The sequence below is a fragment of the Yonghaparkia sp. Root332 genome, from assembly GCF_001425665.1.
GTDB lineage: Bacteria > Actinomycetota > Actinomycetes > Actinomycetales > Microbacteriaceae > Microcella.
Genome location: NZ_LMCX01000001.1, coordinates 1 through 23,682, shown reverse-complemented (window position 1 = coordinate 23,682; position 23,682 = coordinate 1). Strand labels below are relative to the sequence as shown.

Annotated in this window: 20 protein-coding genes; 14 read left to right on the top strand and 6 right to left on the bottom strand. The window is 72.4% G+C overall.

What is annotated here, in order from left to right; translation table 11 throughout:
- The first annotated feature begins 38 nt into the window (after positions 1 to 38).
- Positions 39 to 839 carry a glycosyltransferase family 2 protein gene (locus tag ASC54_RS00100; protein ID WP_162242475.1) on the top strand — a complete coding sequence of 267 codons (801 nt, stop codon included), beginning with the start codon at positions 39 to 41 and terminating at the stop codon, positions 837 to 839.
- A gap of 38 nt (positions 840 to 877) precedes the next feature.
- Here ASC54_RS00100 and ASC54_RS00095 read toward each other — a convergent pair whose 3' ends face one another.
- The 4 genes from ASC54_RS00095 to ASC54_RS00080 form a co-directional block, all read right to left on the bottom strand.
- Positions 878 to 1,237 (bottom strand): hypothetical protein, encoded by a 360-nt coding sequence (locus tag ASC54_RS00095; RefSeq protein WP_055895880.1) that lies wholly within the window; start codon positions 1,235 to 1,237, stop codon positions 878 to 880.
- A 148-nt stretch (positions 1,238 to 1,385) separates the two neighbouring features.
- Positions 1,386 to 2,657, bottom strand: coding sequence for an O-antigen ligase family protein (locus ASC54_RS00090; RefSeq protein WP_055895878.1), 1,272 nt, complete (start codon positions 2,655 to 2,657; stop codon positions 1,386 to 1,388).
- Positions 2,654 to 3,946, bottom strand: a complete 1,293-nt coding sequence (locus ASC54_RS00085; protein ID WP_055895875.1) for an O-antigen ligase — start codon at positions 3,944 to 3,946, stop codon at positions 2,654 to 2,656. Before ASC54_RS00085 ends, ASC54_RS00090 begins: the two co-directional genes overlap by 4 nt.
- 65 nt (positions 3,947 to 4,011) lie before the next feature.
- A complete protein-coding gene (locus ASC54_RS00080; RefSeq protein ID WP_055895870.1) occupies positions 4,012 to 5,190 on the bottom strand; it encodes an acyl-CoA dehydrogenase family protein in 1,179 nt (392 codons plus the stop codon).
- Between the two features lie 231 nt (positions 5,191 to 5,421).
- Between ASC54_RS00080 and ASC54_RS00075 the strand changes: the two genes are divergently transcribed.
- The 9 genes from ASC54_RS00075 to ASC54_RS00035 all read left to right on the top strand — a co-directional run bounded on the left by ASC54_RS00075 (position 5,422) and on the right by ASC54_RS00035 (position 18,108).
- On the top strand, positions 5,422 to 6,447 hold the full coding sequence (locus tag ASC54_RS00075) for a hypothetical protein (protein WP_055895866.1): 1,026 nt from the start codon (positions 5,422 to 5,424) through the stop codon (positions 6,445 to 6,447).
- Positions 6,440 to 7,621: a hypothetical protein gene (locus tag ASC54_RS00070; RefSeq protein ID WP_055858870.1), complete on the top strand. Its 1,182-nt coding sequence runs from the start codon at positions 6,440 to 6,442 to the stop codon at positions 7,619 to 7,621. The genes ASC54_RS00075 and ASC54_RS00070 overlap by 8 nt, the downstream gene beginning before the upstream one ends.
- A 155-nt stretch (positions 7,622 to 7,776) precedes the next feature.
- On the top strand, positions 7,777 to 8,760 hold the full coding sequence (locus ASC54_RS12705; protein ID WP_156376676.1) for a hypothetical protein: 984 nt from the start codon (positions 7,777 to 7,779) through the stop codon (positions 8,758 to 8,760).
- A 70-nt stretch (positions 8,761 to 8,830) separates the two neighbouring features.
- Positions 8,831 to 9,976 (top strand): mannose-6-phosphate isomerase, class I, encoded by a 1,146-nt coding sequence (gene manA, locus ASC54_RS00060; protein ID WP_235451341.1) that lies wholly within the window; start codon positions 8,831 to 8,833, stop codon positions 9,974 to 9,976.
- A gap of 52 nt (positions 9,977 to 10,028) precedes the next feature.
- The gene (locus tag ASC54_RS00055) at positions 10,029 to 12,230 is read left to right on the top strand and encodes a cell wall-binding repeat-containing protein (protein ID WP_055895860.1); all 2,202 of its coding nucleotides are present in this window, start codon (positions 10,029 to 10,031) and stop codon (positions 12,228 to 12,230) included.
- A 34-nt stretch (positions 12,231 to 12,264) separates the two neighbouring features.
- Complete coding sequence (galE, locus tag ASC54_RS00050) at positions 12,265 to 13,230, top strand: UDP-glucose 4-epimerase GalE (RefSeq protein ID WP_055895857.1); 966 nt, start codon at positions 12,265 to 12,267, stop codon at positions 13,228 to 13,230.
- A 251-nt stretch (positions 13,231 to 13,481) separates the two neighbouring features.
- Positions 13,482 to 13,799, top strand: coding sequence for a WhiB family transcriptional regulator (locus tag ASC54_RS00045; protein ID WP_082514747.1), 318 nt, complete (start codon positions 13,482 to 13,484; stop codon positions 13,797 to 13,799).
- A gap of 66 nt (positions 13,800 to 13,865) precedes the next feature.
- Positions 13,866 to 16,727 carry a glycosyltransferase gene (locus ASC54_RS00040; protein ID WP_082514746.1) on the top strand — a complete coding sequence of 954 codons (2,862 nt, stop codon included), beginning with the start codon at positions 13,866 to 13,868 and terminating at the stop codon, positions 16,725 to 16,727.
- Positions 16,720 to 18,108 carry a DUF5719 family protein gene (locus tag ASC54_RS00035; RefSeq protein WP_055895851.1) on the top strand — a complete coding sequence of 463 codons (1,389 nt, stop codon included), beginning with the start codon at positions 16,720 to 16,722 and terminating at the stop codon, positions 18,106 to 18,108. The genes ASC54_RS00040 and ASC54_RS00035 overlap by 8 nt, the downstream gene beginning before the upstream one ends.
- Positions 18,109 to 18,129: 21 nt before the next feature.
- On the opposite strand, the gene ASC54_RS00030 is transcribed toward ASC54_RS00035, so the two are convergent.
- On the bottom strand, positions 18,130 to 18,588 hold the full coding sequence (locus ASC54_RS00030; RefSeq protein WP_055858880.1) for a metallopeptidase family protein: 459 nt from the start codon (positions 18,586 to 18,588) through the stop codon (positions 18,130 to 18,132).
- A 34-nt stretch (positions 18,589 to 18,622) separates the two neighbouring features.
- Between ASC54_RS00030 and ASC54_RS00025 the strand changes: the two genes are divergently transcribed.
- Positions 18,623 to 18,835: a DUF3499 family protein gene (locus ASC54_RS00025; protein WP_055858883.1), complete on the top strand. Its 213-nt coding sequence runs from the start codon at positions 18,623 to 18,625 to the stop codon at positions 18,833 to 18,835.
- Between the two features lie 61 nt (positions 18,836 to 18,896).
- Positions 18,897 to 20,312, top strand: a complete 1,416-nt coding sequence (locus ASC54_RS00020) for a phosphomannomutase/phosphoglucomutase (RefSeq protein WP_055895848.1) — start codon at positions 18,897 to 18,899, stop codon at positions 20,310 to 20,312.
- Positions 20,313 to 20,372: 60 nt separating this feature from the next.
- Here ASC54_RS00020 and ASC54_RS00015 read toward each other — a convergent pair whose 3' ends face one another.
- Positions 20,373 to 20,819 (bottom strand): DUF6326 family protein, encoded by a 447-nt coding sequence (locus ASC54_RS00015; protein ID WP_055895845.1) that lies wholly within the window; start codon positions 20,817 to 20,819, stop codon positions 20,373 to 20,375.
- A 148-nt stretch (positions 20,820 to 20,967) separates the two neighbouring features.
- On the opposite strand from ASC54_RS00015, the gene ASC54_RS00010 reads away from it, so the two are divergent.
- Both ASC54_RS00010 and ahcY read left to right on the top strand, forming a co-directional pair.
- On the top strand, positions 20,968 to 21,645 hold the full coding sequence (locus tag ASC54_RS00010; protein WP_055895843.1) for a TetR/AcrR family transcriptional regulator: 678 nt from the start codon (positions 20,968 to 20,970) through the stop codon (positions 21,643 to 21,645).
- Between the two features lie 61 nt (positions 21,646 to 21,706).
- Complete coding sequence (gene ahcY, locus ASC54_RS00005; RefSeq protein ID WP_055895838.1) at positions 21,707 to 23,209, top strand: adenosylhomocysteinase; 1,503 nt, start codon at positions 21,707 to 21,709, stop codon at positions 23,207 to 23,209.
- The last annotated feature ends 473 nt before the right edge of the window (positions 23,210 to 23,682 follow it).

Sequence of the window (23,682 nt, the reverse complement as noted above, 5' to 3'; positions counted from 1 at the left end):
GGCCGGATGAGCACAGCGGCAGCGTTCGCGTGGGGGTGGTGATCCCGCACTACAACAATCCCAGGGCCCTGCTCCGTGCAGTCGAGTCCGTGCGCGGGCAGACATTGCCACCGAGCGGGATCGTCATCGTCGATGACGCCAGCACGACGAGCGAATCCCACGCGATGCTCGATGACCTGGAGGCGGATCCGAGGGGCGGGATTCAAGTGCTCCGCTTCCACCGCAACCGCGGTCCCAGCGCAGCGAGGAATGCAGGATGGGACCGGCTGGATACCGATTACGTGGCATTCCTCGACTCGGACGACACCTGGGACCGCCGGAAGCTCGAAGTCCAGATCGCCGCGATGCGAGATGGATCCGCGGAGGTCTCCGCGCACCGATGCGAGGTGATCGGTTCACGGGGCGGGAAGCGTGATCTGGCCCCCGAGCGTCCGATCACTCGAGTCCGAACCCGGGATCTCCTCTTCAAGAGCAGATTCTCAACGCCGAGTGTGATCGTGACTTCGAAGGTCGTCGAGAGGTTTCCCGAGGACATGCGGTACTGCGAGGATCTCGACCTCTGGCTGCGGCTGGCGGCCTCCTACGACGGGATTCTGCTCCTCCCTCAGACGCTCGGGTACCTCCACAAGGCGGCTTTTGGGGCGGCAGGACTGAGCGCCGACCTGGAGGCCATGGAAGAGGGTCAACGAGTCGCACTTCGTCGTTGTCGAGAACGAGGGGACGTGACCGAGTCGACCTATCGGCTGGCGGTCCTCTTCGGCCGGATCAGATACGTCCGCCGAATCGCCCTTGCTCGCGTCAGAGGGCGAGCGCAGCGTTCACCGCGGAATGCTCGCTGACTGAGAGGATCACGAAGGTTTGCTCGCCTGGCGCTGCTTCAGCTGACAGTCGAGTGCGCGAGATCCGGGTCTCCTCCCCGCGCTCGCGGTTTCCTGGAGCGATGGCCGAGGAGGCGAAGCCGCAGCGCGCTGATTCGGGCGCTCATGGCGGTGATCGGTCGACCGACGGCCCATGTGAAAGCTCGGTACCAGAAGGTCTTCGCACGGACTTCGACCAGCTCCCCCAGGAGGTAGGAGCACAGGATGACCGCCAAGAAGGCCACGACGTAGACGAGCCACTTGTTCGTCTCGTTGGCGAAGTTGGCGAAGATCATGTACCCGATGTGCGCGTGCAGGAGGTAGAGCGGACAGGTGAGACCATCCAACTGCTCGCTGAAAGGGAGTCGCCACCAGCCCATTACGGAAATGGTCGGGTTCGGCTCAGCTTGGAGGTGGCCCGCGGGGCCCGGGAGCCTCCCGCTCATCGCTGCTGCCATTCGATCGGTCCGGGCCTGCGGCATCCCTGCCCTGGGATTCGGCGCCGACTTCCTGCCGAGAGCCGGCTGATTACCGCAGTCGCCCGCGCCACGAACGCTCGCGCGCCGCGACGAGCGCCGCGATCACGAACAGCATGAAGCCGCCCTCGACGAGCAGGTAGCTCTCGGTCATGCTCGTCGTCGCGAGCAGCACGAGCACGAGCGACGGCCACACGTGCACGGTCGAGCGGCGCTCCGTCGCCACGAGCCACGCCCGCACGAAGGCGAGGCCCAGGGCGACCAGCAGGAGGCCGAGACCGATGAATCCGAGCTGCAGCGTCGCATCCACGTACGCGTTGAGGGCCGAGTCGGGCTGGCGGCCGACGGCGTCGCGCACCACGAGGAACGGGTAGCGGTCCTCGCGCCAGGCGCCGAGCCATCCCCAGCCCTGCGCGGGGTACTGGCCGATGAACTTCTCCAGGTCGGCCCACACGCTGGTGCGGATCGTCACATCGGCCGTGGCGCCCGCGAGAGCGAGCAGCTGCTGCCGGAAGAACCAGCCGAGCGTCGCGGCGACCACCGCCGAGATAAGGAGGACGCTCTGCACGGCCGGCCGGCGCTCGGCGGGGAGGCGGCGCAGGAGCACGAGCACGAGACCGGCGGCGAGCACGGCCGCGAGCACGACCCCCGTCACGGGCGAGCGCGCGAACACGATGGTCGCGGCGGCGAGCACGAGCGAGAGGATCGTGAGGCCGCGCGGCACCGATCGAGTGCGGAACTCGATCCAGAAGCTCAGAGCGGCCAGTCCGCCGAGGAACGCGAAGTAGTTGCGCGTGCCCGCGAGCCCCTCGATGGGGCCGCCGACGGCGAGGTTGCCCTCGATGCTGAGGAAGCTCAACGGGGTGTCGATGATGACGCCCGAGAGGATCTCGAGCGCGAACGACGCCACGAGCACGAACCGCAGGGCGTTGCCCACCCCGCGCACGATCTGGATCGTGTCGCGCACGAGCGCGATGTATAGGCCGAGGAAGGCGAACGCGATCATGTAGGCGATGCCGCCCGCCGTCGCGGCGGGGTACTGGCTCCAGAGGATGCTCGCCACCATGAAGCCGACGAGAGCGAGCAGCGAGATGGGCAGGATCCCCTGCCACTCCACGCGCTCCGGCTGGCCCGCGAGCGACAGGGCCGCGAGCACGACCAGGCCCGCGAGCACCGCGAGCGCCCCCGGCCAGCCGAGGAACGCGCGAACGGCGTGCATGCACAGCGCGACGGCGATCGCGACCTCGGTCAGGGCCTGCGTGAAGCGCGGCGACGCGAGAGCCGAGCGCCCGGCGTCGAGGATCGAGCGGGCGCGGTCGTTCATCGCCCGATCCCGGCGAGCGCGCGGCCGTGGGTGCGGCTCGCGACGGCGAGCCAGACGAGCAGCAGCAGCCCGCCCTCGATGAGGATGCGCGACTCGGCGAAGCTCTGCACGAGCAGCACCGTGGCGATGAGCGCCGGCAGCAGGCGCAGGGCGGGGGAGTCCGCGACGTCGCCGAGCGGAGCATCCACCGCCCACGAGACGGTGCGGAGCAGCATCGTGACGACGAGGACGGCGAAGACGACGAGACCTGCGACCCCGAGCTGCAGCCACACGTCGAGCCACGCGTTGTGGGCCTGCAGGTACTCGACGCCCTTGATGACGGCGAGCCCGTCGAACGGCTCGACCCACGGGGCCCAGTAGCTCACCCACCCCCAGCCGAACCAGGGGCGCTCGAGCGCGAGCTCGGTCACCGCCGCCCAGATGTCGACGCGGTTCGTCAGGTCGCCCGAGCGGCCCAGCAGGCCAAGCACGGTATCGCGGAAGACGACGATGAGCGCGAGCGCGGCGACGGCCGTCACGGCGCTGACGGCCAGCAGACGGATGCGCGCGCGAGCCCCGAGGCGCCGTGCGACGACGATCAGCCCGAGCACGATCGCGGCCACGGCTGCAGCGACGATCATGCTCGCCGACCCCGCACAGATGAACGCCAGCGCGGCGGCGGCGAGCCAGCCGTAGCCCGCGGCCTGGCCGACCCGGTGGTCGACCAGCTGGATCGTGAAGACGATGATCGCGAGGAGAGCGGCGAAGCCCAGGAGGTTCGCGTTGCCGACGATGCCCTGGATCCTCCCGCCGTCGAGCACCTCGAACAGCTCGTTGCGCGACCAGTAGAACGCGCGGGGAATCTCGCCCTCGTAGTCGGTCCACCACGGCAGGACGGGCCGACGGATGATCGCCGCGACGACGAGCTCGAAGACGAGCGAGAGGCCGATGATCCAGCGCAGGGCGACGCCGAGCGCGCGCACGACCTGCTCGAGGGTGAGCGTGCGGGCCATGACCACGGCGGCGAGAGACGTGAGCACGAGCAATCCCGCCCCGATCGCCGACTCGAGCCGGTACGCCGACCAGGCGATGCTCAGCACCGCGAGGCCGACGAAGAGCGCGAGCGCGATCGGCACGCCGCGCCACGGCAGGCGCGAGCGCACGGCGAGGGCGACCCAGCAGACGCCGAGAACGGCGATGACCGCGCCCCACCCGTACCAGGTGAGCGGGTAACGCACCCCGTCGCCGGCGAGGAGGACGAAGAGGGTCACGGCGGCGAGCGCGACGCGGCGCTCGCGGAGCCAGGACATGACCCTCAGCCTACCGGCGGGGCCGCCGCGCCCGGTCAGGGCGCTGGCGGCCGCACGAGCGCCGATCACACGAACGCGCCGACCCCCGTGATCGCGCGGCCCACGATGAGGCTGTTCATCTCGCGCGTGCCCTCGTAGCTGTAGAGCGCCTCGGCGTCGGCGTGGAACCGCGCGACGTCGTAGTCGAGCACGATGCCGTTGCCGCCGAGCGCCTCGCGGCACAGCGCGACGGTCTCGCGCATCGCCGTCGTGCAGAACGCCTTGGCCATCGAGGCGTGCTCGTCGCGCTGCGTGCCGGCGTCCTGCATGCGCGAGACGCGCGTGCACATCGCGATCGACGCGGTGATGTTCATGAGGCTGCGGCTCAGGAGGTCCTGCACGAGCTGGTGGTGCGCGATGGTCTTGCCGAACTGCACGCGCTCCGTCGTGTACGCGACGGCCGCCTCGTACGCGCCGATCGCGGTGCCGATGGCCGCCCAGGCGACGTCGGCGCGCGTGAGCCGCAGAACCGCCGCGGTGTCGCGGAACGAGTTCGCCTTCTCGAGCTTGAGCGCAGCATCCACCCGCACGTTCTCGAGCGTGATGTCGGCGTTCTGGACGATCCGCAGCGACTGCTTGCGCTCGATCTTCGTCGCCGTGAACCCGGGGGTCGCGTTCGGCACGACGAAGCCCTTCACCTGGCCGTCCTCGGTCGACTTCGCCCAGATGATGGTGATGTCGCTGAAGGTCGCGTTGCCGATCCAGCGCTTGGAGCCGTTGAGCACCCAGCCGTCGCCGTCGGGCGTCGCAGTCGTGCGCAGGCCCTGCGCGGCGTCGCTGCCGGAGAGCGGCTCGGTGAGGCCGAAGGCGCCCGTGACCTCGCCGCTCGCGAGCTTCGGCAGCCATTCGGCCTTCTGCTCGGTCGAGCCGTTGACGCCGATCGAGCCCATCGCGAGGCCGTTCTGCACGCCGACGTAGGTCGCGACGCTCGCGTCGATGCGGGCGAGCTCGAGCGCCGTCCAGCCGCCGTAGACGGCCGAGTAGTCGCCCGTGCGCGTCTCCTCCCACAGCTGCCCGAAGATCGGGTGCGCGTGCAGGCCCGGCAGGATCTCGTGCGGGAACGACGCGTTCTCCCACGCGTCGTTCACGAGGGGGCGGATGCTCTGCTCCGCGTGCTGCCGGAGAGCCACCAGCGCCTCGCGCTCGTGGTCGGCGAGATCGGCCTCGAAGCCGAGGAAGTCGCTGGCGAGAGTGGGGAAGGTCATGAGAGCTCCGTGCGTCGGGCGGCCGGGTGGGAGGGCGCTGCGAAAGGCGGCAATGGCTTCACGCTAGGCCCGCGGGGGCGTTTCCCGCGCGCATTTTGTGGGCGGGCGACGGGCTGGGGCGCCCCTCAGCGCCGATACGTGAGGAGAGGGCACAGACCGACCGTTCTGGTCGATATGAATCCGTGATGCGTCGCCGTATCCCGGCGACTCCGCGAGCCCTATGGTGAGCACATGTCGACTCCTCTCGGGCCCTCTCTGCTCGTCGCTGCGGCGCTCGCCGCCCTCCTCAGCGGCTGCGCCGCGCCCGCCCCCGCCGCCGCTCCCGAGGCGCCGGCGACCTCTGCGACGACCCCGAGCGCTGAGCCGGAGCCGCCCGCGGAGTTCGGGTGCGCCGACCTGGACGACGCGATGCCCGCGGGGTTCGAGGAAGTAGACCCCTTCGGCTCGGCACCTGTTCTCGCGGCATTCGCGGCGGGAGGGTCCTCCTGCAATTGGCAGCCTGCCGCCGAAGGCGGCGCCGTCAGCAGCATCGGGGTGAATATCCTTCCCGCCGAGTTGCTCGAGACGACGTCGATCGAACCCTCGTGCGGCGAGCTGTACGACTTGAGCCTGGGATGCTCCTCGCGCGAGCTCATCGACGGCCTTGCCGTCGAGACCCGGATCGTGGGGGACACCGCCGCCGCCGAGACCTCGAGCGCTCTCGAGGCGATCGCGTCCGCCATCCGTGAGCGACTTGCGGAGGGCGCGCGACCTCTTCCGGCGGATGAATCGTCCGCGAGCCGCTTCGACTGCCAGCGCGTCACCCTCAGCGCGATCTCGATGCCGGAGAGCGTGGGATCCTTCGTAGGCGAATTCGGCGGCACCGACTCCGGCTCCCCTTCCAGTGAGCTCACGGCCGTCGCGCTGATCTCCATGGCGGGGATGGTCGGGTGCCTGACGGCGACGACGTCCGGCTTCGGCGTCTCGATGGCCACACTCGGAGGAGGAGCGGAGCTGCTCGACGACGAGCGCATCGCAGGGGCCTCGACGCCTCTCGACCTCGCGGATGGCCGCGGGGCGCGCATCCTCACCGGGACTTGGCCGGCCGAGGGCGACGGCGCCGTCACGGAGTTCGCGCGAGTGGTGTTCGAGGCCGACGGCGCGCTGGTCTTCCTCTCGGTCAACGACCGGGGGACGCCGCCCGATGCTGCTCCGATCGACGAGGCGGCCGCAGCCATCGCCGAGGCCATCGCGACCGCGATCGACGCTCGTGGTTAGCCGGCGCCCGAACCGGCGCTCGTCGCACGCGGCGCTCGCCGTCGTCGCGATCGCGATGCTCCTGAGCTCGTGCGCGACGCCGGTCGAACCCGCGGCGTCGGGCAGCGCACCGGAAGCCTCCGACGTCCGCGACGACGCGGGCGCGCCGACGCCGATGCCGAGCGACCTCGTCGCGGAGGAGCCGTCAGCGGAGCTCGAGGACGAGCTCACCGGCATGACGGGCGCCGCCGATGACTCGCCCAGTCCCCTCCCGCGCATCCCGTGGCCCGATGTGGCCGTGCCCGCCGCGCCGGAACCGAGGCTCTCAATCACGTGCGACGAGCTGCTCGCCGCCAGCGGCGCGACGGACGCCTCCTCGGTGCCGATCCCGACGACCGCCCAGACCATCGGGGTTCGGCAGGGCGGCGGGACGGCCTGCGGGTTCGCGATCAGCACCCCCGGCGGCCCCGCGACCGCCCTCCTGTTGCTCGCGGCGGAGGTCGCCTCCCCGACGACGACACCGGTCGCGTGCGCGACGAACGGGTGGAAGTCCGACACGGTGAGCTGCGCGGGCTCCGGGACGTCGCTGCATGGCACCGCCGCCATCGAGTACGAGATGCCCGCCGGCTCCGATGTGCGATGGGGCATCTCGAGCGCTCAGGCCATCCTCGATGCCGCGACCGACCACCTCGACACCCGCCCGGCCCTCGGCCCGGTACCGACTGCGCACCCGGATTCGATGGGAGCGGAGCAGAAGTACTGCGACCCGTCGCCCGAGGCGCAGTCGGCCGTGTTCGGGCTCTTCCCCGACGGGGAGACCGACATCTACGGCGGAGCGCCCGGCACCACCTACGTCGATTCCACCCTTCACAGCCGGGTCGGCACGCTGAGCTGCGTGTGGTGGCTCGGCTGGCAGGGCATCACGATCGAGGTCGTGCCGGGTGCGGGATGGATCGCCGACGAGCTCGACGGCGCCGCCGTGGAGGTCGACGGCGCGGTCGCAGCCGTCCGCACCGAGCGATCGGTCCTCGAGTACCGGAGCACGCAGCAGTGGCTCATGCCCGAGATCGCCATCGTGGCGAGCGCGCGGGGCAGCGCGATCATCGTCCGAGCCGTGGTCGATCAGATGCTCGAGCAGTCCTTCGACGAGAAGCTGCCTCTCGTGGCGGCGGCGATCATCGCGACCCAGCCGTGATGCGCGCCCGCACCCTCGCCGTCCTGACGGCGGTCGTGACCGCGCCCCGCGCTCTCGTCGGACTGGGGCTGATGGCCTCGCTGCTCGCAGGGTGCACCACCGGTCCTTCGGCACCCGAGTCCTCGCCGCAGCCTGATCCGGCACCGTCAGCGAGCATGAGCGCAGCGCCCGAGCCGGCCCAGGCTGCGGCCGGTCAGCCGCGTATCCCCGCCGAGTGCGACGAGCTCGTCGGGGCGGCCGGGGACGAGCTGGGTCTCGCCCCGCAACGAGCGGAGGAGGAGCGCTACTGGGGCGCCTGGTGGGTGTCCCGTCTGCAGGCGGGCCTGGCCCTCTGCTACTTCGAGAGCGCGGCGGGGGACCAGCTCGCGGTGACGGCGTCCCTCTACTCGGACCCGGACTTCCTCGAAGAGCTCCAGGGCTCGGAGGTCCAGCAGGTCGACGGTATCCAGTTCTCCACGGCGTGCCCCGAACTCGAGCCGGGAGTCCCGTACTACTGCACCGCTCGGATGGTCACCGGCCCGTACTTCCTGGAGACCTTCATGTACGACGGAACGGGAGGGGGTGATGCCTCGCTCATCGCACGCCATGACGTCGTCGTCGCCGGTGTCATCGACGCGGCCGCCTCACTGGGGGATCCTCTGGCGGCAGCCACGGCCGTTCCGAGCGAGCGCGAGTGGCCCGCCGACTGCGGAGGCCTCGACCTCTCCTCGACCTCGTCGGCCGCCACGTTCTCCTCGCTCTCCGAGCCTGCCTACCCGGCGTTCATCGCGCCGGAGGATCTCCGCATCGGCCTGCTCAATGCGCAACCGGATCGCATCGTCCTCGCGTGCGATTGGTCACCGGTAACGGGTTCGGAGCTCTCCGAGCTCCGCGTCGAGATCCTCCAAGGCGGCAGCTGGGCCCTCGGGGATCCTGCCGCGATACCGGATGGGCGAGCGGTGACCGTTCCCGGCGTCGACCAGGCGCGCATCCTGGAGCACCCGCGTCTGCGGCATGCCGTCGTGGCGGGCGCGGTCGGTCCCGACCTCGTGCTCGCCCACGTGTTCGAGAGCGACGCCGCACCAGGCCCCGGAGACCGTGAGTCCGCCGCGATCGCGTTCCTGGCCGACCTCGTCGCATCCGGGGACGGATCCTCCTGACGCCACGTGGCCGCCCGGTGCCCGCCATTTCGGTAGCGTGATACCTGTCGCAGGACGGGAAGGCAGCGCTGTGCTCATCCGCATCACCAACACCCCGCGCCCCTACGCGTGGGGCTCGACGACGGCGATCGCCGATCTGCTCGGCACCGACCCCTCCGGCGGCCCGGAGGCCGAGCTCTGGCTCGGCGCGCACCCCGGCTCGCCCGCGCGGATCGTCGAGGGTGCGGCCGAGGACGATCTCGCGCAGTGGGCCGCGGCGCACGCGCCCGGCGGCCGGCTGCCGTTCCTGCTCAAGGTGCTCGCGGCATCCGCACCGCTCTCTCTGCAGGCGCACCCGACGACCGAGCAGGCGCGGGCCGGCTTCGAGCGGGAGAACGCTGCGGGCGTCCCCCTCGACGACCCCGCGCGCAACTACAGGGACCCGTACGCGAAGCCCGAGCTGCTCGTCGCGCTGAGCGACCCGTTCCGCGCCCTCTGCGGGTTCCGGCCGGTCGCCGAGGCGCGCGCCGACCTCGCCGCGCTCGATGACGCGCGGCTCGCTCCGCTGCTCGAGCGCCTGACCGACGACGTCCTTCCCCAGGTCGTCGCGTGGCTCATCGCGCGCTCGCCGGGGGTCGACGCGATCATCGCGGCGCTCACCGAGAAGGCCGCCGCGCAGGGCGAGCTGCCCCACCGCCCCGACTGGCTCGACACCGTCGCTCGGCTGAGCGCGCACCATCCCGGCGACCCCGGGATCGCGGTCTCCGTCCTCATGCGCACCGTCATCCTGCGGCCGGGGGAGGCGCTCTACCTGCCCGCCGGCAACATCCACGCCTACCTCGACGGGCTCGGCCTCGAGCTCATGGAGGCGAGCGACAACGTCCTCCGCGGCGGGCTCACCCCGAAGCACGTCGACGTGCCCGAGCTCATGCGCGTGCTCGATGCGCGGCCGCTGCCCCCGCCCCTGCTCGAGCCCGAGCATCCGCGCCCCGGAATCGCCGTCTACCGGCCCGAGGGCGTCCCGCTGTCGCTGACCGTCATGGAGGCGGCCGCCCTGATCGAGGGGGTGGATGCCCGGCTCGACGGTCCCGCGATCATCCTGTGCCTGGACGGCGCCGTGACGCTCGGCGAGCACGGCGAGCACGGCGAGCTGCGTCGCGGCGAGGCGGCGCTCGTCGCCGAGGAGCAGACGCTTCGGATTGTCGGAACGGGTCGAATCGCGATCGCCTCCTCCTGACGGGCCGAAGCTGAGGTAGCCTTCGCGTGACGCACACCGGGGGGAACACGTCATGGGGAACTCTTCTGCGAGCCGACGGCTCGCCATCATCGCCGCCATCGCCGCGATCGGGATGCTGCTGCCATCGCCGGCGAACGCCGCCGTCGTCGCGCCCCCGCCGTCGGCCTCGCCCGAGCCCGCCCCGAGCACGGGGCCCGAGCCCGCCCCTACGGCGTCGCCCCAGCCCACCCCGGGCACCGAGCCCGAGCCCACGCCGACGGAGTCGCCCGAGCCCGCGCCGACGGAGTCGCCCGTGCCCACGGTCGAGCCTGCGCCGGAGGTCGACGCTCCGGTCGCCGACGAACCTTCGCCGGAGTCGCCGCGATTCGTGGCCGGCGCCACCGCGGCGGCGCCGCAGCCCGGGTCGACCGTGGTCGACGGCGTGACCGTCGACCGCATCACCGGCTCCGACCGGTTCGAGGTCGCCGTCCGGATCTCCGAGGGCGCGTTCCCCACCGGGGCGCCCATCGTCTTCCTCTCCGACGGGCTCAAGTTCCCCGACGCGCTCTCGGCCGCGCCCGCCGCGGTCGCGCACGGCGGCCCGCTGCTCCTCACCACGACCGCGTCGATGCCGCCGCGCGTCGATGCCGAGATCCGTCGGCTCGCGCCGGCGAAGGTCGTCATCCTCGGCAGCACGGCATCCGTCTCCGCAGCCGTCGAGCAGCGCATCCGCGATCTCGGCATCGCCGTCGAGCGGCTCGGCGGGGCCGACCGCTACGTCGTGTCGCGCGCCGTCGCCTCCGCCTATTTCCCCACCGCGAAGCGCGCCTTCATCGCGACGGGTCAGAACTACCCGGACGCGCTGTCCGGCGCGGGCGTCGCGGGCAGCCTCGGCGCCCCCGTCATCCTCGTCAACGGCGGCCTCGCCGACCTCGACGCCGACACTCGCGCGCTGCTCACCCGCCTCGGCATCACTGACGTCTCGGTGCTCGGCGGGCCGTCGACGGTCAGCGCGGGCATCGAGGCCGACCTGCGCGAGTTCGTGCCCCGCGTCGAGCGGCTCGGTGGTCCTGACCGTTTCGCTGTCGCCGAGGCCATCAGCAAGCGATTCGTCACGACCGCCGATCATGCCTTCTTCGCCGCGGGGATGAACTTCCCCGACGCGCTCGCCGGCGCCGCCTACGCCGGTCGGCTCGGAGCCCCGCTCTTCCTCGTCCCGCCCGGGTGCCCGACCGCGGGCACCGTCACCGAGGCGCTCGACCGGCTCGCCGTCGACCGCGTCACGATCTTCGGCGGCGACAGCAGCGTGGCGCCCTCCGTCGAGAAGCTGCGCGGCTGCAGCATCCCGACGGCCGCCCAGCTGACGAAGAAGCTCACCGACCAGATGGCGGGCCTTCCGGGGCGCTACTCGATCACCGTGCGCGAGATCGGCGGCCTGAAGCGCACGATCAGCATCGGCGGCGCCGTGCAGAAGGAGCCCGCGAGCGTCATCAAGCTCTTCGCCGCCTACGTCGTGCTCATGCGCGTCGACCAGGGGCGACTCAGTCTCGACACCCTCACGCGATCGGGAGTGAGCGTGCGCTCGTGCCTGCGCACGATGATCCACATCTCCGACAACTACTGCCACGCCGACCTGCTCGCGCTCATCGGCAACACGGAGATCAACAAGCAGCTCTGGATGTCGGGGTTCTACAACACGTTCTACGTCGGCTACGACGGGGCGGGCCGGTACCAGTCGGCGAAGAAGGCCTCGACCGACGACCTCGCCGTGCTGCTCGAGAAGCTCGAGAAGGGGATCCTGCTCTCGCCCTCCTCCTCCGCCCTGCTCACCTCCCTCATGACCGACCAGCTGTGGCGCTCGAAGATCCCCTCGGGCGTGCCGGCGGGGACGCGCTTCGGCAACAAGACCGGCCAGCTCTGGATCTCGACCGGCCTCGTCGAGGGCGACGCGGGCGTCGTCCGCGCACCGAGCGGCACCTACACGATCGCCGTGCTCGGCGACCGCAACGCGGCAAACTGGGCGATCGCGCGCCTGTCGCGCACCGTCTTCGAGCACCTCGGCGACCGGCCCATCCAGCCGGCGTCATGGGGCGACGTGAACCTCGTGACGACCACCTCGACCGCCACCTACCGGAAGCCGGGCAGTGAGCGACTCGGAACCATCCCGGCGGGCACCCGCCTCGCGGCGGACGTCAGCAATCGCATCTGGTACCGCGTCGGCATCAACGGCAACTGGTTCTGGGTGCATCACTCGGCCGTCAGAACGCAGTACTGACGGCCCGGCCGTCGTCGGCCGCTAGCCTGAACGCATGACCTGGCTGGTGACCGGCGGCGCCGGATACATCGGCGCGCACGTGGTGCGCGCCCTCCTCGAGGCGGACATGACGGCCGTCGTCCTCGACGACCTCTCGAGCGGGCACGAGCGATTCGTGCCCGAGGGGGTCCCGTTCGTGCGCGCGAGCATCCTCGACGCCGACGCGGTCGATCGCGCGATCGTCGACCACGGCGTCACGGGCGTCATCCACGTCGCGGGATTCAAGTACGCGGGCGTGAGCGTGCAGCGGCCCCTGCACACGTACGAGCAGAACGTCACGGGAATGATCACGCTGCTGGAGGCGATGGAGCGCCACGGGGTCGATCGCTGCGTGTTCTCGAGCTCGGCGGCGGTCTACGGCACGGTCGACGTCGACGTCGTCACGGAGGGCACTCCCAAGGCACCCGCGAGCCCCTACGGCGAGTCGAAGCTCATCGGCGAGTGGCTGCTCGCCGACCAGGAGGTCGCCGCGGGGCTGCGGCACACGAGCCTGCGCTACTTCAACGTCGTCGGCTCCGGCGACCCGGCCGTGTTCGACACGAGCCCGCACAACCTCTTCCCGCTCGTGTTCGAGGCCCTCATCGAGGGCCGCGCCCCGCGCATCAACGGCACCGACTACCCGACGCCCGACGGCACGTGCGTGCGCGACTACATCCACGTCGCCGACCTCGCTCTCGCTCACGTCGCCGCAGCGCGCCGCCTCGACGCGGGCGAGCCCCTCGAGCGCGCGTACAACCTGGGCTCGGGCGACGGCGTCTCGGTGCGTCAGATCATGGATGCGATGGCCGCCGAGACCGGCATCGCCTTCGACCCCGAGATCGGGCCCCGCCGCCCCGGCGACCCGCCGCGCATCGTGGCGAGCGGCGAGCTCGCGGCGCGCGACCTCGAGTGGCGCATGCGTCACTCGCTCGCCGAGATGGTGCGCTCGGCGTGGGAGGCGCGCCGGGCATCCGCCCTCTGAGCGCTCGCGATGCGCGGACGGAGGCCACCGGCGCGCAGACGGCCCTGCAACCGCTTACCCCCGAAGGGGGGCTGGCATCCGAGCCGATTCCGGAGCTCGCTGTGTAACGGTTTCGGCGGCGCGTCGCAACCCTGAACCACGGGTCGACCCTTTTACCATTCGCGACTTGACGCGAGGGAATCACACGAGTGTAATTAGGGGCATCCCGGCGGGTGCAGGGGAGCAGCCACCCGGGGGAAGGAGAGTCACGAATGAGCGAGTACCGCAACACGGTCCCGGAGAACTGGTTCGTCGACCCCGTCCGACTCGGAGTCCCCGGCGTCCGCCGCGTGCGCGCGACCGATGACGATGACACGCTCGCCTGGCAGGCCGACGCGCTGTGCGCGCAGACCGACCCCGAGGCGTTCTTCCCCGAGAAGGGCGGATCGACGCGCGACGCCAAGAAGATCTGCACGACGTGCGAGGTCCGCGGCGAGTGCCTCGACTACGCGCTGCAGAACGACGAGCGCTTCGGCATCTGGGGCGGGCTCTCCGAGCGCGAGCGCCGCAAGCTCCGCCGCCGCGCCTGATCCGGCCCTGGCTTCCGCCGCGCGTGTCTGCGCGAGACCGCTCGACCGACACGTAGGCTCGGCCCGATGCAAGCCCGAGTGACCGCGGTGCTCGTCGCCCGTCGTGGCGGCGAGGCGCTGCATCAGACGCTGGAGGCGCTCGCCGAGCAGTCGCGTCGGCCCGACCGCTTCGTCGTCGTCGACGCCGCGGGGGATGCCGCGACCACCGCCGCACTCATGGACCTCGCTCCGACGCACGCCGTCACCGCCCCGCGGTCGACGACCTTCGGCGACGGAGTCGCCCGCGCGGTCGCCGCCCTCCCGGACCCGGAGGAGACGAGCTCGCCCTACGGCGGCGTCGAGGAGTGGCTCTGGCTCTTCCGCAACGACACCACCCCCGACGCTCGCGCCCTCGAGCGGCTCCTCGGCGCGGTCGAGATCGCGCCCTCGGTCGCGATCGCGGGCGCGAAGCAGATGGACGCCGCGCATCCGACCGTCATCGCCGAGTACGGCGAGACCCTGACCCGCACCGGAGCATCGATCGCGATCGCCGAGCGCGAGCTCGACCAGGCCCAGCACGACCGCCTGCAGGACGTCCTCGCGATGGGCGAGGCGGGCCTGCTGGTCCGCCGCTCCGTCTGGGAGGCGCTCGGCGGCATGGATCCGGCCCTGCCGACCGTCGACGCCGCGCTCGACCTGTGCGTGCGGGCGCGCCTCGCCGGGCACCGCGTCGTCGGGGTGCCGCTCGCCCGCGTGTTCGTGCACGGCTCCGCCGCCGAGTTCCAGCGCCCCGGGGTCCCCGCGCGCACGGTCGCCCGGTGGCGCCGCGCCGCCCAGCTGCACCGGCGCCTCGCCTACGCGCCCGCGCCCCTCGTCCCCCTCCACTGGCTGGGGCTCGTGCCGCTCGCCGTGCTCCGCTCGCTCGGGCACCTCCTCGGGAAGCGCCCGACGCGCGTGCTCGGCGAGTTCGGCGCGGCGTTCGCGGTCGCCTTCTCCGGCACCGCCGTCCCCGCCGCTCGGCGGCGTATCGCGCGCTCGCGCACGGTCGGCTGGGCCGCGATCGACGCGCTGCGCATGCCGCCGGACGAGGTGCGCCGCCGCCGGGCCATCACGCGCGACGCCGCACTGGGAGCGGGCGAGGCGCACGCGCGCCCGCGCCCCGACTTCTTCCCCGGCGGCGGCCTCGTCGTCGCGGGCTTCGCCCTGGCCGGCGGTCTGCTCATGTCGTCGCTCCTGACGGCGCCGGCCCTCGCGGGCGGCGCCCTCGGCCCGCTGGCACCGGATGCCCCGACGCTGTGGGCGGGGACCCTCGCGACCGCGGGCGCCCCCTCCGACCCCTTCGCCTTCGTCCTGGCCGCCCTCGGGTCGCTCACCTTCTGGCAGCCCTCGCTCGCGCTCGTCGCCCTGTGGGTCGCGGCTCCCGCGCTCGCGGCGCTCGGCGCCTGGTGGGCGGCGGCGAACCTCGTCGAGCGGCGCGGCCCCGCCGCCGCGGTCGCCTCCGTCTACGCGCTCGCGCCGGCCGTGGTCGTGTCGCTCGTCGACGGGCGGCTCCCCGCGCTCGTCGCGCTGCTCGCCCTGCCGTGGCTCGTCGTCGCGGCCGCGCGCGCGCCGCGATCGTGGAGCGCGACCGCGGTCGCGGGGCTCCTCGCGGCGGTGACCATCGCATCCGCCCCCTCGCTCGGCCTCGCGCTCGTCGTCGTCTGGGTCGCCTGGATGGCTGGAAATCCGCGCCGCATCGTCCGGCTGCTGACCCTCGTCGTGCCGACCGCCGCGCTGTTCGCGCCGCTCGCGGTCGCGCACGTGCTGCGCGGCACGCCGCTCGGGCTGCTCGCCGACCCCGGGCTCCCGGCGCAGCCCGCCGAGGTCGCCCCCACCGGGCTGCTGCTCGGCTGGCCGGATCTCTCGATCGCGCTCGGGCCGATCGCCGAGCTCCTCCCCGACGACGCGCCGCCGCTCGTCGTCGCGGTCGTGCTCGCGGCCCTCGCCGCCCCGCTCGCGGTCCTGGCGCTCCTCGCGCTCGCGCAGCGCTCGGGCCATCGGGCGATCATCCCGCTCGTCGCCGCGGCCGCCGGTCTCGTGCTCGCGGTGCTCGTCTCGGGCGTCGCCGTCGTGACCGCGGAGGGCGCGGCCGTGCGCCTCGACGCCGCCCCCGCGCTCGGGCTCTACTGGCTCGGTCTCGCGCTCGCCGCCGGGGTCGCTCTCGACGGCCTCCGCCGCGCCGGCGCCGTGCCCGCGCTCGTTCTCGTCCTCGCCTCCGCGCTCGCCGCGAGCCCCGCGCTCGCGACGCTGGTGCTCGGCACCTCGGTCGTCGGCCCCGGCGTCGACCGCACCCTGCCGGCGATCGTCGCGGCCGATGCCGTCGCCGACGAGAGCATCGCGACGCTCGTGCTCACCCCCGTCGACGGCGGGCTCGCCGCGCGCCTCGAGCGAGGCGCCGGCGACCCGCTCATCGGCTACCGGACCTTCTCGGCGACGGCGGGACCGGAGGGCGCCGCCGCCGAGCGCTCGCAGCGTCTCGCCGAGCTCGCGGCGAATCTCGCCGTGCGCAGCGGCCGCGAGCTCGCGCCCCTTCTCGAGGCGGAGGACGTGCGCTTCGCCCTGCTCGCGGAGCGCTCGCGGACGACCGGCGCCGACGCCCCGCGCGACTCCTCCGCGTCGCTCGCACCCGCATCGATCTCCGCCGCGCTCGACGCCGACGTCCTCCTCGTCGCCGTCGGCGACACGGATGCCGGGCGACTGTGGCGCGTCGTCGCCGACGACGAGGCCCCGGCCGCGATCGCGGCGCGCCCCGCGACCGCGACGCCGATCCTCGCCGGCCAGCTCGGCATCCTCGCCCTGACGCTGCTGCTCGCCGTGCCCACCGGGCCGCGCCCGCGCCGGGTGCGCGCGGAGGACGGCACGATCGACGACCCCGCGACGACGTTCGCCCCGGAGGACGACGATGACTGACCGCGCGCAGCTCCTCCTCCGCGGGCGTCGCGTCGGCGTCGCTCTGCTCGGCGCGGGTGCCGCCGCGACGCTCGTCGTCGGCGTGCTCGTCGTGCCCGGGCCGACCCTTCGCGCCGAGCCCCGATCGGTCGAGGTCACGCCCGTGCGCGCCACGCAGTCGCTCGTGTGCGGCGGACCGATCCTCGGGCTCTCGCGCGGGCCCGACCCGCAGGTCATCGCCGTCGGGGAGCCCGCGCGGCGCAGCGCAGGCGAGGGCCTCGTCGAGCGCGCGATCACCACGAGCGACGCGGTCGACGGCGGCGCCGCGATCGTCGAGCTCCCCGCCGAGGCGCCCGCCGACGACGTCTCGGCGACCGAGCGGCAGGAGCTCGACGAGCCCGAGCTGCGCGGTCTCGCCGTCGCCGAGTGCCTTCCCCCCTCGCCCACCTCGTGGCTCGTCGGCGGCAGCACCACGACCGGCCGCTCGAGCACGATCGTGCTCAGCAACCCCGGCGAGGTCGCGGCGACCGTCGACCTCGCCGTCTGGGGCGCCGACGGGCCGCTCGACACGACGGGCACCTCGGGGCTCATCGTGCCGCCCGGCGCTCAGCGGGTGATCCCGCTCTCCGGCATCGCCCCCGACGAGGCCTCGCCCGTCGTCGGCGTCTCGAGCCGCGGCGGAGCCGTCGCCGCGACCCTCCAGCAGTCGACGATCATCGGTCTCGAGCCGGCGGGGGTCGACGTGGTCACCCCGGTCGCGGCGCCCGCCGAGCGGGTCGTCATCCCCGCCCTGCCCGTCGTCGACAGCGAGGGGCTCGCGGTCGCGGCGACCGCGCTCGGCGCCGTCGACGTCTCGACCGTCCTGCGCGTGCTCGTGCCCGGCGACGAGCCCGCCGACGTCACGGTCAGCCTCCTGCCCGACGCGGGAGGGGAGGGCACGGCGCTCACCGCGCGCGTGGAGGCCGGGGCCGTCATCGATCTCGCGCTCGGCGAGCTCGCCGACGGCGACTACAGCGTCCTCATCGACGCGACCGAGCCGATCGTGGCCGCCGCGCGCGCCTCGGCGGCGAGCGACGCCGGCCTCGACTCGGCCTGGTTCACGGCGGCGCCCGCGCTCGACGACGACGACGGCGACATCCTCCTCGCCATCGCCCCCGGCTCCGGGGCGCGACTGCATCTCGTGGCCCCCGACGGCGCGGCGACCGTCACCGTCGACGGCGAGCTCGTCGAGCTCGGCCCGCGCTCGCGCACGAGCCTCGAGCTCGCCGGGAACACGGCGCCCGTGATGATCGTGAGCGGAGAGGTGCGGGCCTCCGTCTCGTATCTGACGGATGCGGGGCTCGCGTCCGCGCGCATCCTCGCCCCGGTCGCCGCCCCGCGACCGATCACCGTCTTCCCGTAGCGCGGGGTGCGGCGGGCGCCGCTACCAGTGCCGGAAGCGGTCGGGCGCGAGATCCCAGGGGTCCTTGCCGATGAGCTCGCCCACGGCGCGGAACACGCACGACTCGACCATGAGGCGACGATGCCAGTCGTCCTCCCTGTGCAGGCGGCTCATGCGCTCGATCGGGATCCGGTAGAGCACGACCAGCTGATGCTGGGGGATCACCCGCCACCGGGCGACGCCCGCGATGCCGGGAGGCTGGTCGGGCATCGGCAGCACCTCGATGCGGAGGTCGACGAGCTCGTCGGGCCAGAGATCCTGCAGGTAGTCCGCCGTCGCCTGCACGGTCGCCTCGAAGGTGTCGAGGCGGGTGTGGGCGAGCGGCAGGTCGGGGCCGGTCACGGGCGAGCGGCCGTTGCGGCCGTGGCGGGCGCGAGCACGGGCGCTCGGCAGCGCGCGCGGGCTCGCGTACGAGCGCGGGCGACGCGAGGCGAACGGCATGGCTCCAGCGTATCGCCGCCGTATGCTGAGGGGGATGAGCGGGCGAGGGTGCAGCAAGGTCGCGTGCGGCGAGACGGCGGTGAGCACGCTCACCTACGTGTACGCCGACTCGATGGCCGTCCTCGGGCCCCTGAGCGCCCGTCCCGAGCCGCACAGCTACGACCTGTGCTCGCGCCACTCGCAGTCGCTCTCCGCCCCGCAGGGCTGGCAGGTCGTGCGCTACTCGGCGCTCGGCGAGGTCGGCTGAGCGGGTCCGCCGGCGGGGTCGCCCGCCCTGCCTGCCGCCTGCGCCCCGCTACGGTGGAGCGGTGAGCACCGCACCCGACCTCAGCCAGTTCATCAAGGCCTACGACGTCCGAGGGCTCGTCGGCTCCCAGCTGACCGACGAGGTCGTCGAGGCCCTCGGCGCGGCCTTCGTCGACGAGATCGGCGCGGCCGGGCTCGAGATCATGGTCGGGCACGACATGCGCGACTCCTCGCCGGGCTTCGTCGCCGCGTTCGCGCGCGGAGCTCGCGCTCGCGGGGCCCACGTCGTCAACCTGGGGCTGTGCTCGACCGACGAGTCGTACTTCGCCTCCGGCCGCTACGACGCCCCGGCGGCGATGTTCACCGCGAGCCACAACCCGGCGACGTACAACGGCATCAAGTTCTCGCGGGCGGGAGCGCAGGGCATCAGCCTCGCGACCGGCCTCGCCGGCATCCGCGATCGGGCCCAGGCCTCTCTGGAGGCGGGGGCCGTGCCGGCCGTCGCCGAGCCCGGGGGCTACTCCGAGCGGGACGTGCTGGCCGACTACGCCGCGTACTTGCGCTCCCTGGTCGATCTGGCGGGCATCCGCCCCCTTCGCATCGTCGTCGACGCGGGCAACGGCATGGGGGGGATGACCGTGCCCGCCGTCCTGGGAACGGCCGCGGGCCTCGCGCCGCTGCCGCTCGAGATCATCCCGCTCTACTTCGAGCTCGACGGCACCTTCCCCAACCACGAAGCCAACCCGCTCGAGCCGGCGAACCTCGTCGACCTGCAGAAGGCCGTTCTCGAGCACGGCGCCGACCTCGGCCTCGCCTTCGACGGCGACGCCGACCGCTGCTTCGTCGTCGACGAGCTCGGGCAGCCGGTCACGCCGAGCGCCGTGGCCGCGATCGTGGCGCAGCGCGAGATCGAGCGCGTACGCGCCGCCGGCGAGACCGGCGACATCCACGTCATCCACAACCTCATCACCTCGCGCATCGTCGCCGAGACGATCGAGGAGGCGGGCGCCATCCCCGTGCGGACCCACGTCGGCCACTCGCTCATCAAGGACAGGATGCGCGAGACCGGCGCGATCTTCGGCGGCGAGCACTCGGCGCACTACTACTTCCGCGACTTCTGGGGCGCCGACAACGGCATGCTCGCCGCCATGCACCTGCTGTCGCAGTTCGGCGCGTTCGAGGGGCCGCTCTCGCAGCTGTCGGCGCAGTACACGCCGTACTCGGCGAGCGGCGAGATCAACTCGACCGTGACCGACGTGCCGGCGGCCTACACGCGCATCGTCGAGGCCTTCGCGGGCCGCGCCGAGATCGACGAGCTCGACGGGCTCACCTTCACCGGCAGCGCGGACGCCGGCTGGTACTGGTTCAACGTCCGGCCCTCGAACACGGAGCCGCTGCTGCGGCTCAACGCCGAGGCGCAGACGCCCGAGGTCATGGCGGCGATCCGCGACGAGGTCCTGGGGCTCATCCGGGCCTGATCCGGTGGCGCCGCGCTCGGCGCCCGCGGTCGCGCGCGGGGCCGGGCGCGGCGCCGGCAGTTACGCGCGGGGCCAGGTGGCGGCGGCGCGCAGGATGTAGGCCATGATCGCGAGCTCGACGCCGATCGTGATCGCGTAGTAGACGGCGTAGTCGGGCGTCGCGCCCGCCGCGTTGACGATCATGATCGGGATGTAGAGCGCCGTCACGACGATGTTCGTGATGCGGTTCGCCCGCGCGGGCAGAGTCGCGGAGAGCAGGACCATGAGGCCGGGGATGGCGATGATCACGAAGAAGATCGACATCAGCATCCCGCTGATCTCGAACTCGAAGATGACGCCGCCGCGGATCGAGTCGATCTCGCCCGGCTGGTAGAGGTGGAAGTAGTCGATGTAGAGGACGAGGAAGATGAGGCTCGTCCAGGCCGCGGCGAGTCGGGCCTGCACGGGCATCGCCGGCGTGGCGAGCGAGGCGGCGCGCGGCGCGGCGGGGTTCGTTCGGGTGCTCATCGGTTCTACTTTCTGTCGTGCGCGGATGCGGATCGCTCGTGCGCGGATGCGGAGGCGGCCGTGCGGTTTCGTACACCGTACGTCGTACGCTGTACTATGAACCGTACGCTGTACGGTTGTCAAGACGTTCACCGGCGCGAGGAGGCCCATGGCGGAGAGAAGGCGGCGCCAGAGCGAGTCCGTCGCCGGCCTGAGCAGGCAGCGCCTCGTCCACGAGGCCATTCGGATCGCCGATCGCGAGGGCGTGCACGGGCTCAGCATGCGGCGCCTGGCGAGCGAGCTCGGCGCGGGGGCGATGTCGCTCTATCACTACGTGGCCAGTCGCGACGAGCTGCTCGACGCCATGGTGGATGTCGTGTTCGACGAGATCGAACTGCTGCCCGAGGGGGTCGAGTGGCGAACAGCGCTCCGTGAGCAGGCGCTGTCGACCCGCCAGGCGCTCGCCCGCCACCCGTGGGCGATCTCGCTCATGGAATCGCGCGTGACCCCGGGGCCGGCGAGCATGCGTCACCGCGAGGCCTTCACGGCATGCCTGCGCCGGGCGGGCTTCTCGGTGAGCATGGCGACGCACGCCAACTGGCTGATCAACAGCTACGTCTACGGCCACGCGCTGCAAGAGGCGACCCTCCCGTTCGACTCCGCCGAGGAGTTCGCCGAGATGACCGAGGCCGTGTACCTGCCCCAGCTTCCGCCCGAGCAGTACCCGTACCTGGCCGAGTCCGCGGCGGTGCTCGCCGCCGACCAGTACGACCCGGGCACCGAGTTCGCGTTCGGTCTGGACGTCATCCTCGCCGCGCTCGAACCGCTCAGGGCCGCCGCCGACTGATCGCTGAGCGCGAGGTGATCGCCCGGCAGAAGTTCAGCGCCCGTCCTGCGAGGATGTCTCCATGAGCATCGTCATTCCCGCCCGCTCCGCGGCACTCGCCGTCGAGACCCGCAACGGCCTCTCCTTCCGGGTCGCCGACCTGAGCCTCGCCGAGGCGGGCCGGCACCAGATCCGCCTCGCCGAGCACGAGATGCCGGGCCTCATGGCCCTGCGCGAGGAGTTCGGGCCCCACCAGCCGCTCGCCGGCGCGCGCATCGCCGGCTCGCTGCACATGACCGTGCAGACGGCCGTGCTCATCGAGACGCTCGTCGCGCTCGGCGCCGAGGTGCGCTGGGCGAGCTGCAACATCTTCTCCACGCAGGACGAGGCGGCCGCCGCCGTCGTCGTCGGCGCGACCGGAACCCCCGAGCGGCCCGAGGGCGCTCCCGTCTTCGCCTGGAAGGGCGAGACGCTCGAGGAGTACTGGTGGGCGACCCAGCAGATCTTCGACTTCGGCTCCGACGAGCACGGCGGCGCCCACGGCCCGACGCTCATCCTCGACGACGGCGGGGACGCCACGATGCTCGTGCACAAGGGCACCGCGTTCGAGGCGGCGGGAGCGGTCCCCGATGCGGCCGAGGGCGACAGCACCGAGTGGCGGGTCGTGCTGCAGGTGCTCCGCGACTCCCTCGCGAGCGACCCGCAGCGCTGGACGCGCGTCGGCCAGGGCATCCTCGGCGTCACGGAGGAGACCACGACGGGCGTCCACCGCCTGTACGAGCTGCACCGCGACGCCCAGCTGCTCTTCCCGGCGATCAACGTCAACGACTCCGTGACGAAGAGCAAGTTCGACAACAAGTACGGCATCCGCCACTCCCTGCCCGACGGCCTCAACCGCGCGACCGACGTGCTCATGGGCGGCAAGACCGTGTTCGTGTGCGGCTACGGCGACGTGGGCAAGGGCAGCGCGGATGCCCTCCGCGGCCAGGGCGCGCGCGTGATCGTCTCCGAGATCGACCCCATCAACGCGCTTCAGGCGGCCATGGACGGCTACCAGGTCGCGCGCCTCGATGACGTGATCGGCGACATCGACATCCTCGTCACCGCGACGGGCAACGAGTCGGTCGTGACGCTCGAGCACCTGCAGGGCCTCAAGCACCTCGCGATCGTCGCGAACGTCGGCCACTTCGACAACGAGATCGACATGGCGGGGCTCGAGAGCCTCCCGGGCGCCGAGCGCATCGAGATCAAGCCGCAGGTGCACGAGTGGCGCCTGCCGAACGGCCGGTCGATCCTCGTGCTGAGCGAGGGGCGCCTCATGAACCTCGGCAACGCCACCGGGCACCCGAGCTTCGTGATGAGCGCGTCGTTCACGAACCAGGTGCTCGCGCAGCTCGAGCTGCACACGAACCGCGACGCCTACCCGCTCGGAGTCCACGTGCTGCCGAAGGCCCTCGACGAGAAGGTCGCGCGCCTGCACCTCGCGGCGCTCGGCGTGAGGCTCACCGAGCTCACCCCGCGCCAGGCGGCGTACATCGGCGTCGGCGTTGATGGGCCCTACAAAGTCGACCACTACCGGTACTGATCAGGCGACGGATGCGGGCCCGGTGCGATGCACCGGGCCCGTTCCCGTACCCCGGCGACGGCCTCGCGGGCGGGGGAGCCGGCCCCTCGCACGGGCGCCGCGCGAGCGCGACACGCCCGAGCCTGCCGCGATTTGCCCGATGCCCCGCGCAGCCGTAATGTATCTACCTGTTGCCCCAAGCGGGCGGGAGAGCGAAAAGCCTCCCGGACCCCAAGCGGAAACGAACCCCCTCCTTCTCAGCCAGAACGGCTCGCCGTTCCGATGCGGGGAGGAGCGGGAAGCGGATCCCCTCCGATGACAGCGGCTCTTCCGAGAGCCGAGCAGTCGCGGGGGTTCGGAAGGAAGAGCCCTGTTGCGAGCGCTGCGAAGCGCGAGGTCAGGTGCGCCCGATCCTTGAGAACTCAACAGCGTGCACTAAGTCAATGCCAAATTATCCTCGTCGGTCGACATCGTCGGCCGGTTGAGATTCCTTT

Bases quoted from the DNA above. Each gene is read 5' to 3' on its own strand.
- ASC54_RS00095 (WP_055895880.1), bottom strand. From the start codon at position 1,237: ATGGGCTGGTGGCGACTCCCTTTCAGCGAGCAGTTGGATGGTCTCACC.
- ASC54_RS00090 (WP_055895878.1), bottom strand. From the start codon at position 2,657: ATGAACGACCGCGCCCGCTCGATCCTCGACGCCGGGCGCTCGGCTCTC.
- ASC54_RS00085 (WP_055895875.1), bottom strand. From the start codon at position 3,946: ATGTCCTGGCTCCGCGAGCGCCGCGTCGCGCTCGCCGCCGTGACCCTC.
- ASC54_RS00080 (WP_055895870.1), bottom strand. From the start codon at position 5,190: ATGACCTTCCCCACTCTCGCCAGCGACTTCCTCGGCTTCGAGGCCGAT.
- ASC54_RS00075 (WP_055895866.1), top strand. From the start codon at position 5,422: ATGTCGACTCCTCTCGGGCCCTCTCTGCTCGTCGCTGCGGCGCTCGCC.
- ASC54_RS12705 (WP_156376676.1), top strand. From the start codon at position 7,777: ATGAGCGCAGCGCCCGAGCCGGCCCAGGCTGCGGCCGGTCAGCCGCGT.
- ASC54_RS00055 (WP_055895860.1), top strand. From the start codon at position 10,029: ATGGGGAACTCTTCTGCGAGCCGACGGCTCGCCATCATCGCCGCCATC.
- galE (WP_055895857.1), top strand. From the start codon at position 12,265: ATGACCTGGCTGGTGACCGGCGGCGCCGGATACATCGGCGCGCACGTG.
- ASC54_RS00045 (WP_082514747.1), top strand. From the start codon at position 13,482: ATGAGCGAGTACCGCAACACGGTCCCGGAGAACTGGTTCGTCGACCCC.
- ASC54_RS00040 (WP_082514746.1), top strand. From the start codon at position 13,866: ATGCAAGCCCGAGTGACCGCGGTGCTCGTCGCCCGTCGTGGCGGCGAG.
- ASC54_RS00035 (WP_055895851.1), top strand. From the start codon at position 16,720: ATGACTGACCGCGCGCAGCTCCTCCTCCGCGGGCGTCGCGTCGGCGTC.
- ASC54_RS00030 (WP_055858880.1), bottom strand. From the start codon at position 18,588: ATGCCGTTCGCCTCGCGTCGCCCGCGCTCGTACGCGAGCCCGCGCGCG.
- ASC54_RS00025 (WP_055858883.1), top strand. From the start codon at position 18,623: ATGAGCGGGCGAGGGTGCAGCAAGGTCGCGTGCGGCGAGACGGCGGTG.
- ASC54_RS00015 (WP_055895845.1), bottom strand. From the start codon at position 20,819: ATGAGCACCCGAACGAACCCCGCCGCGCCGCGCGCCGCCTCGCTCGCC.
- ASC54_RS00010 (WP_055895843.1), top strand. From the start codon at position 20,968: ATGGCGGAGAGAAGGCGGCGCCAGAGCGAGTCCGTCGCCGGCCTGAGC.
- ahcY (WP_055895838.1), top strand. From the start codon at position 21,707: ATGAGCATCGTCATTCCCGCCCGCTCCGCGGCACTCGCCGTCGAGACC.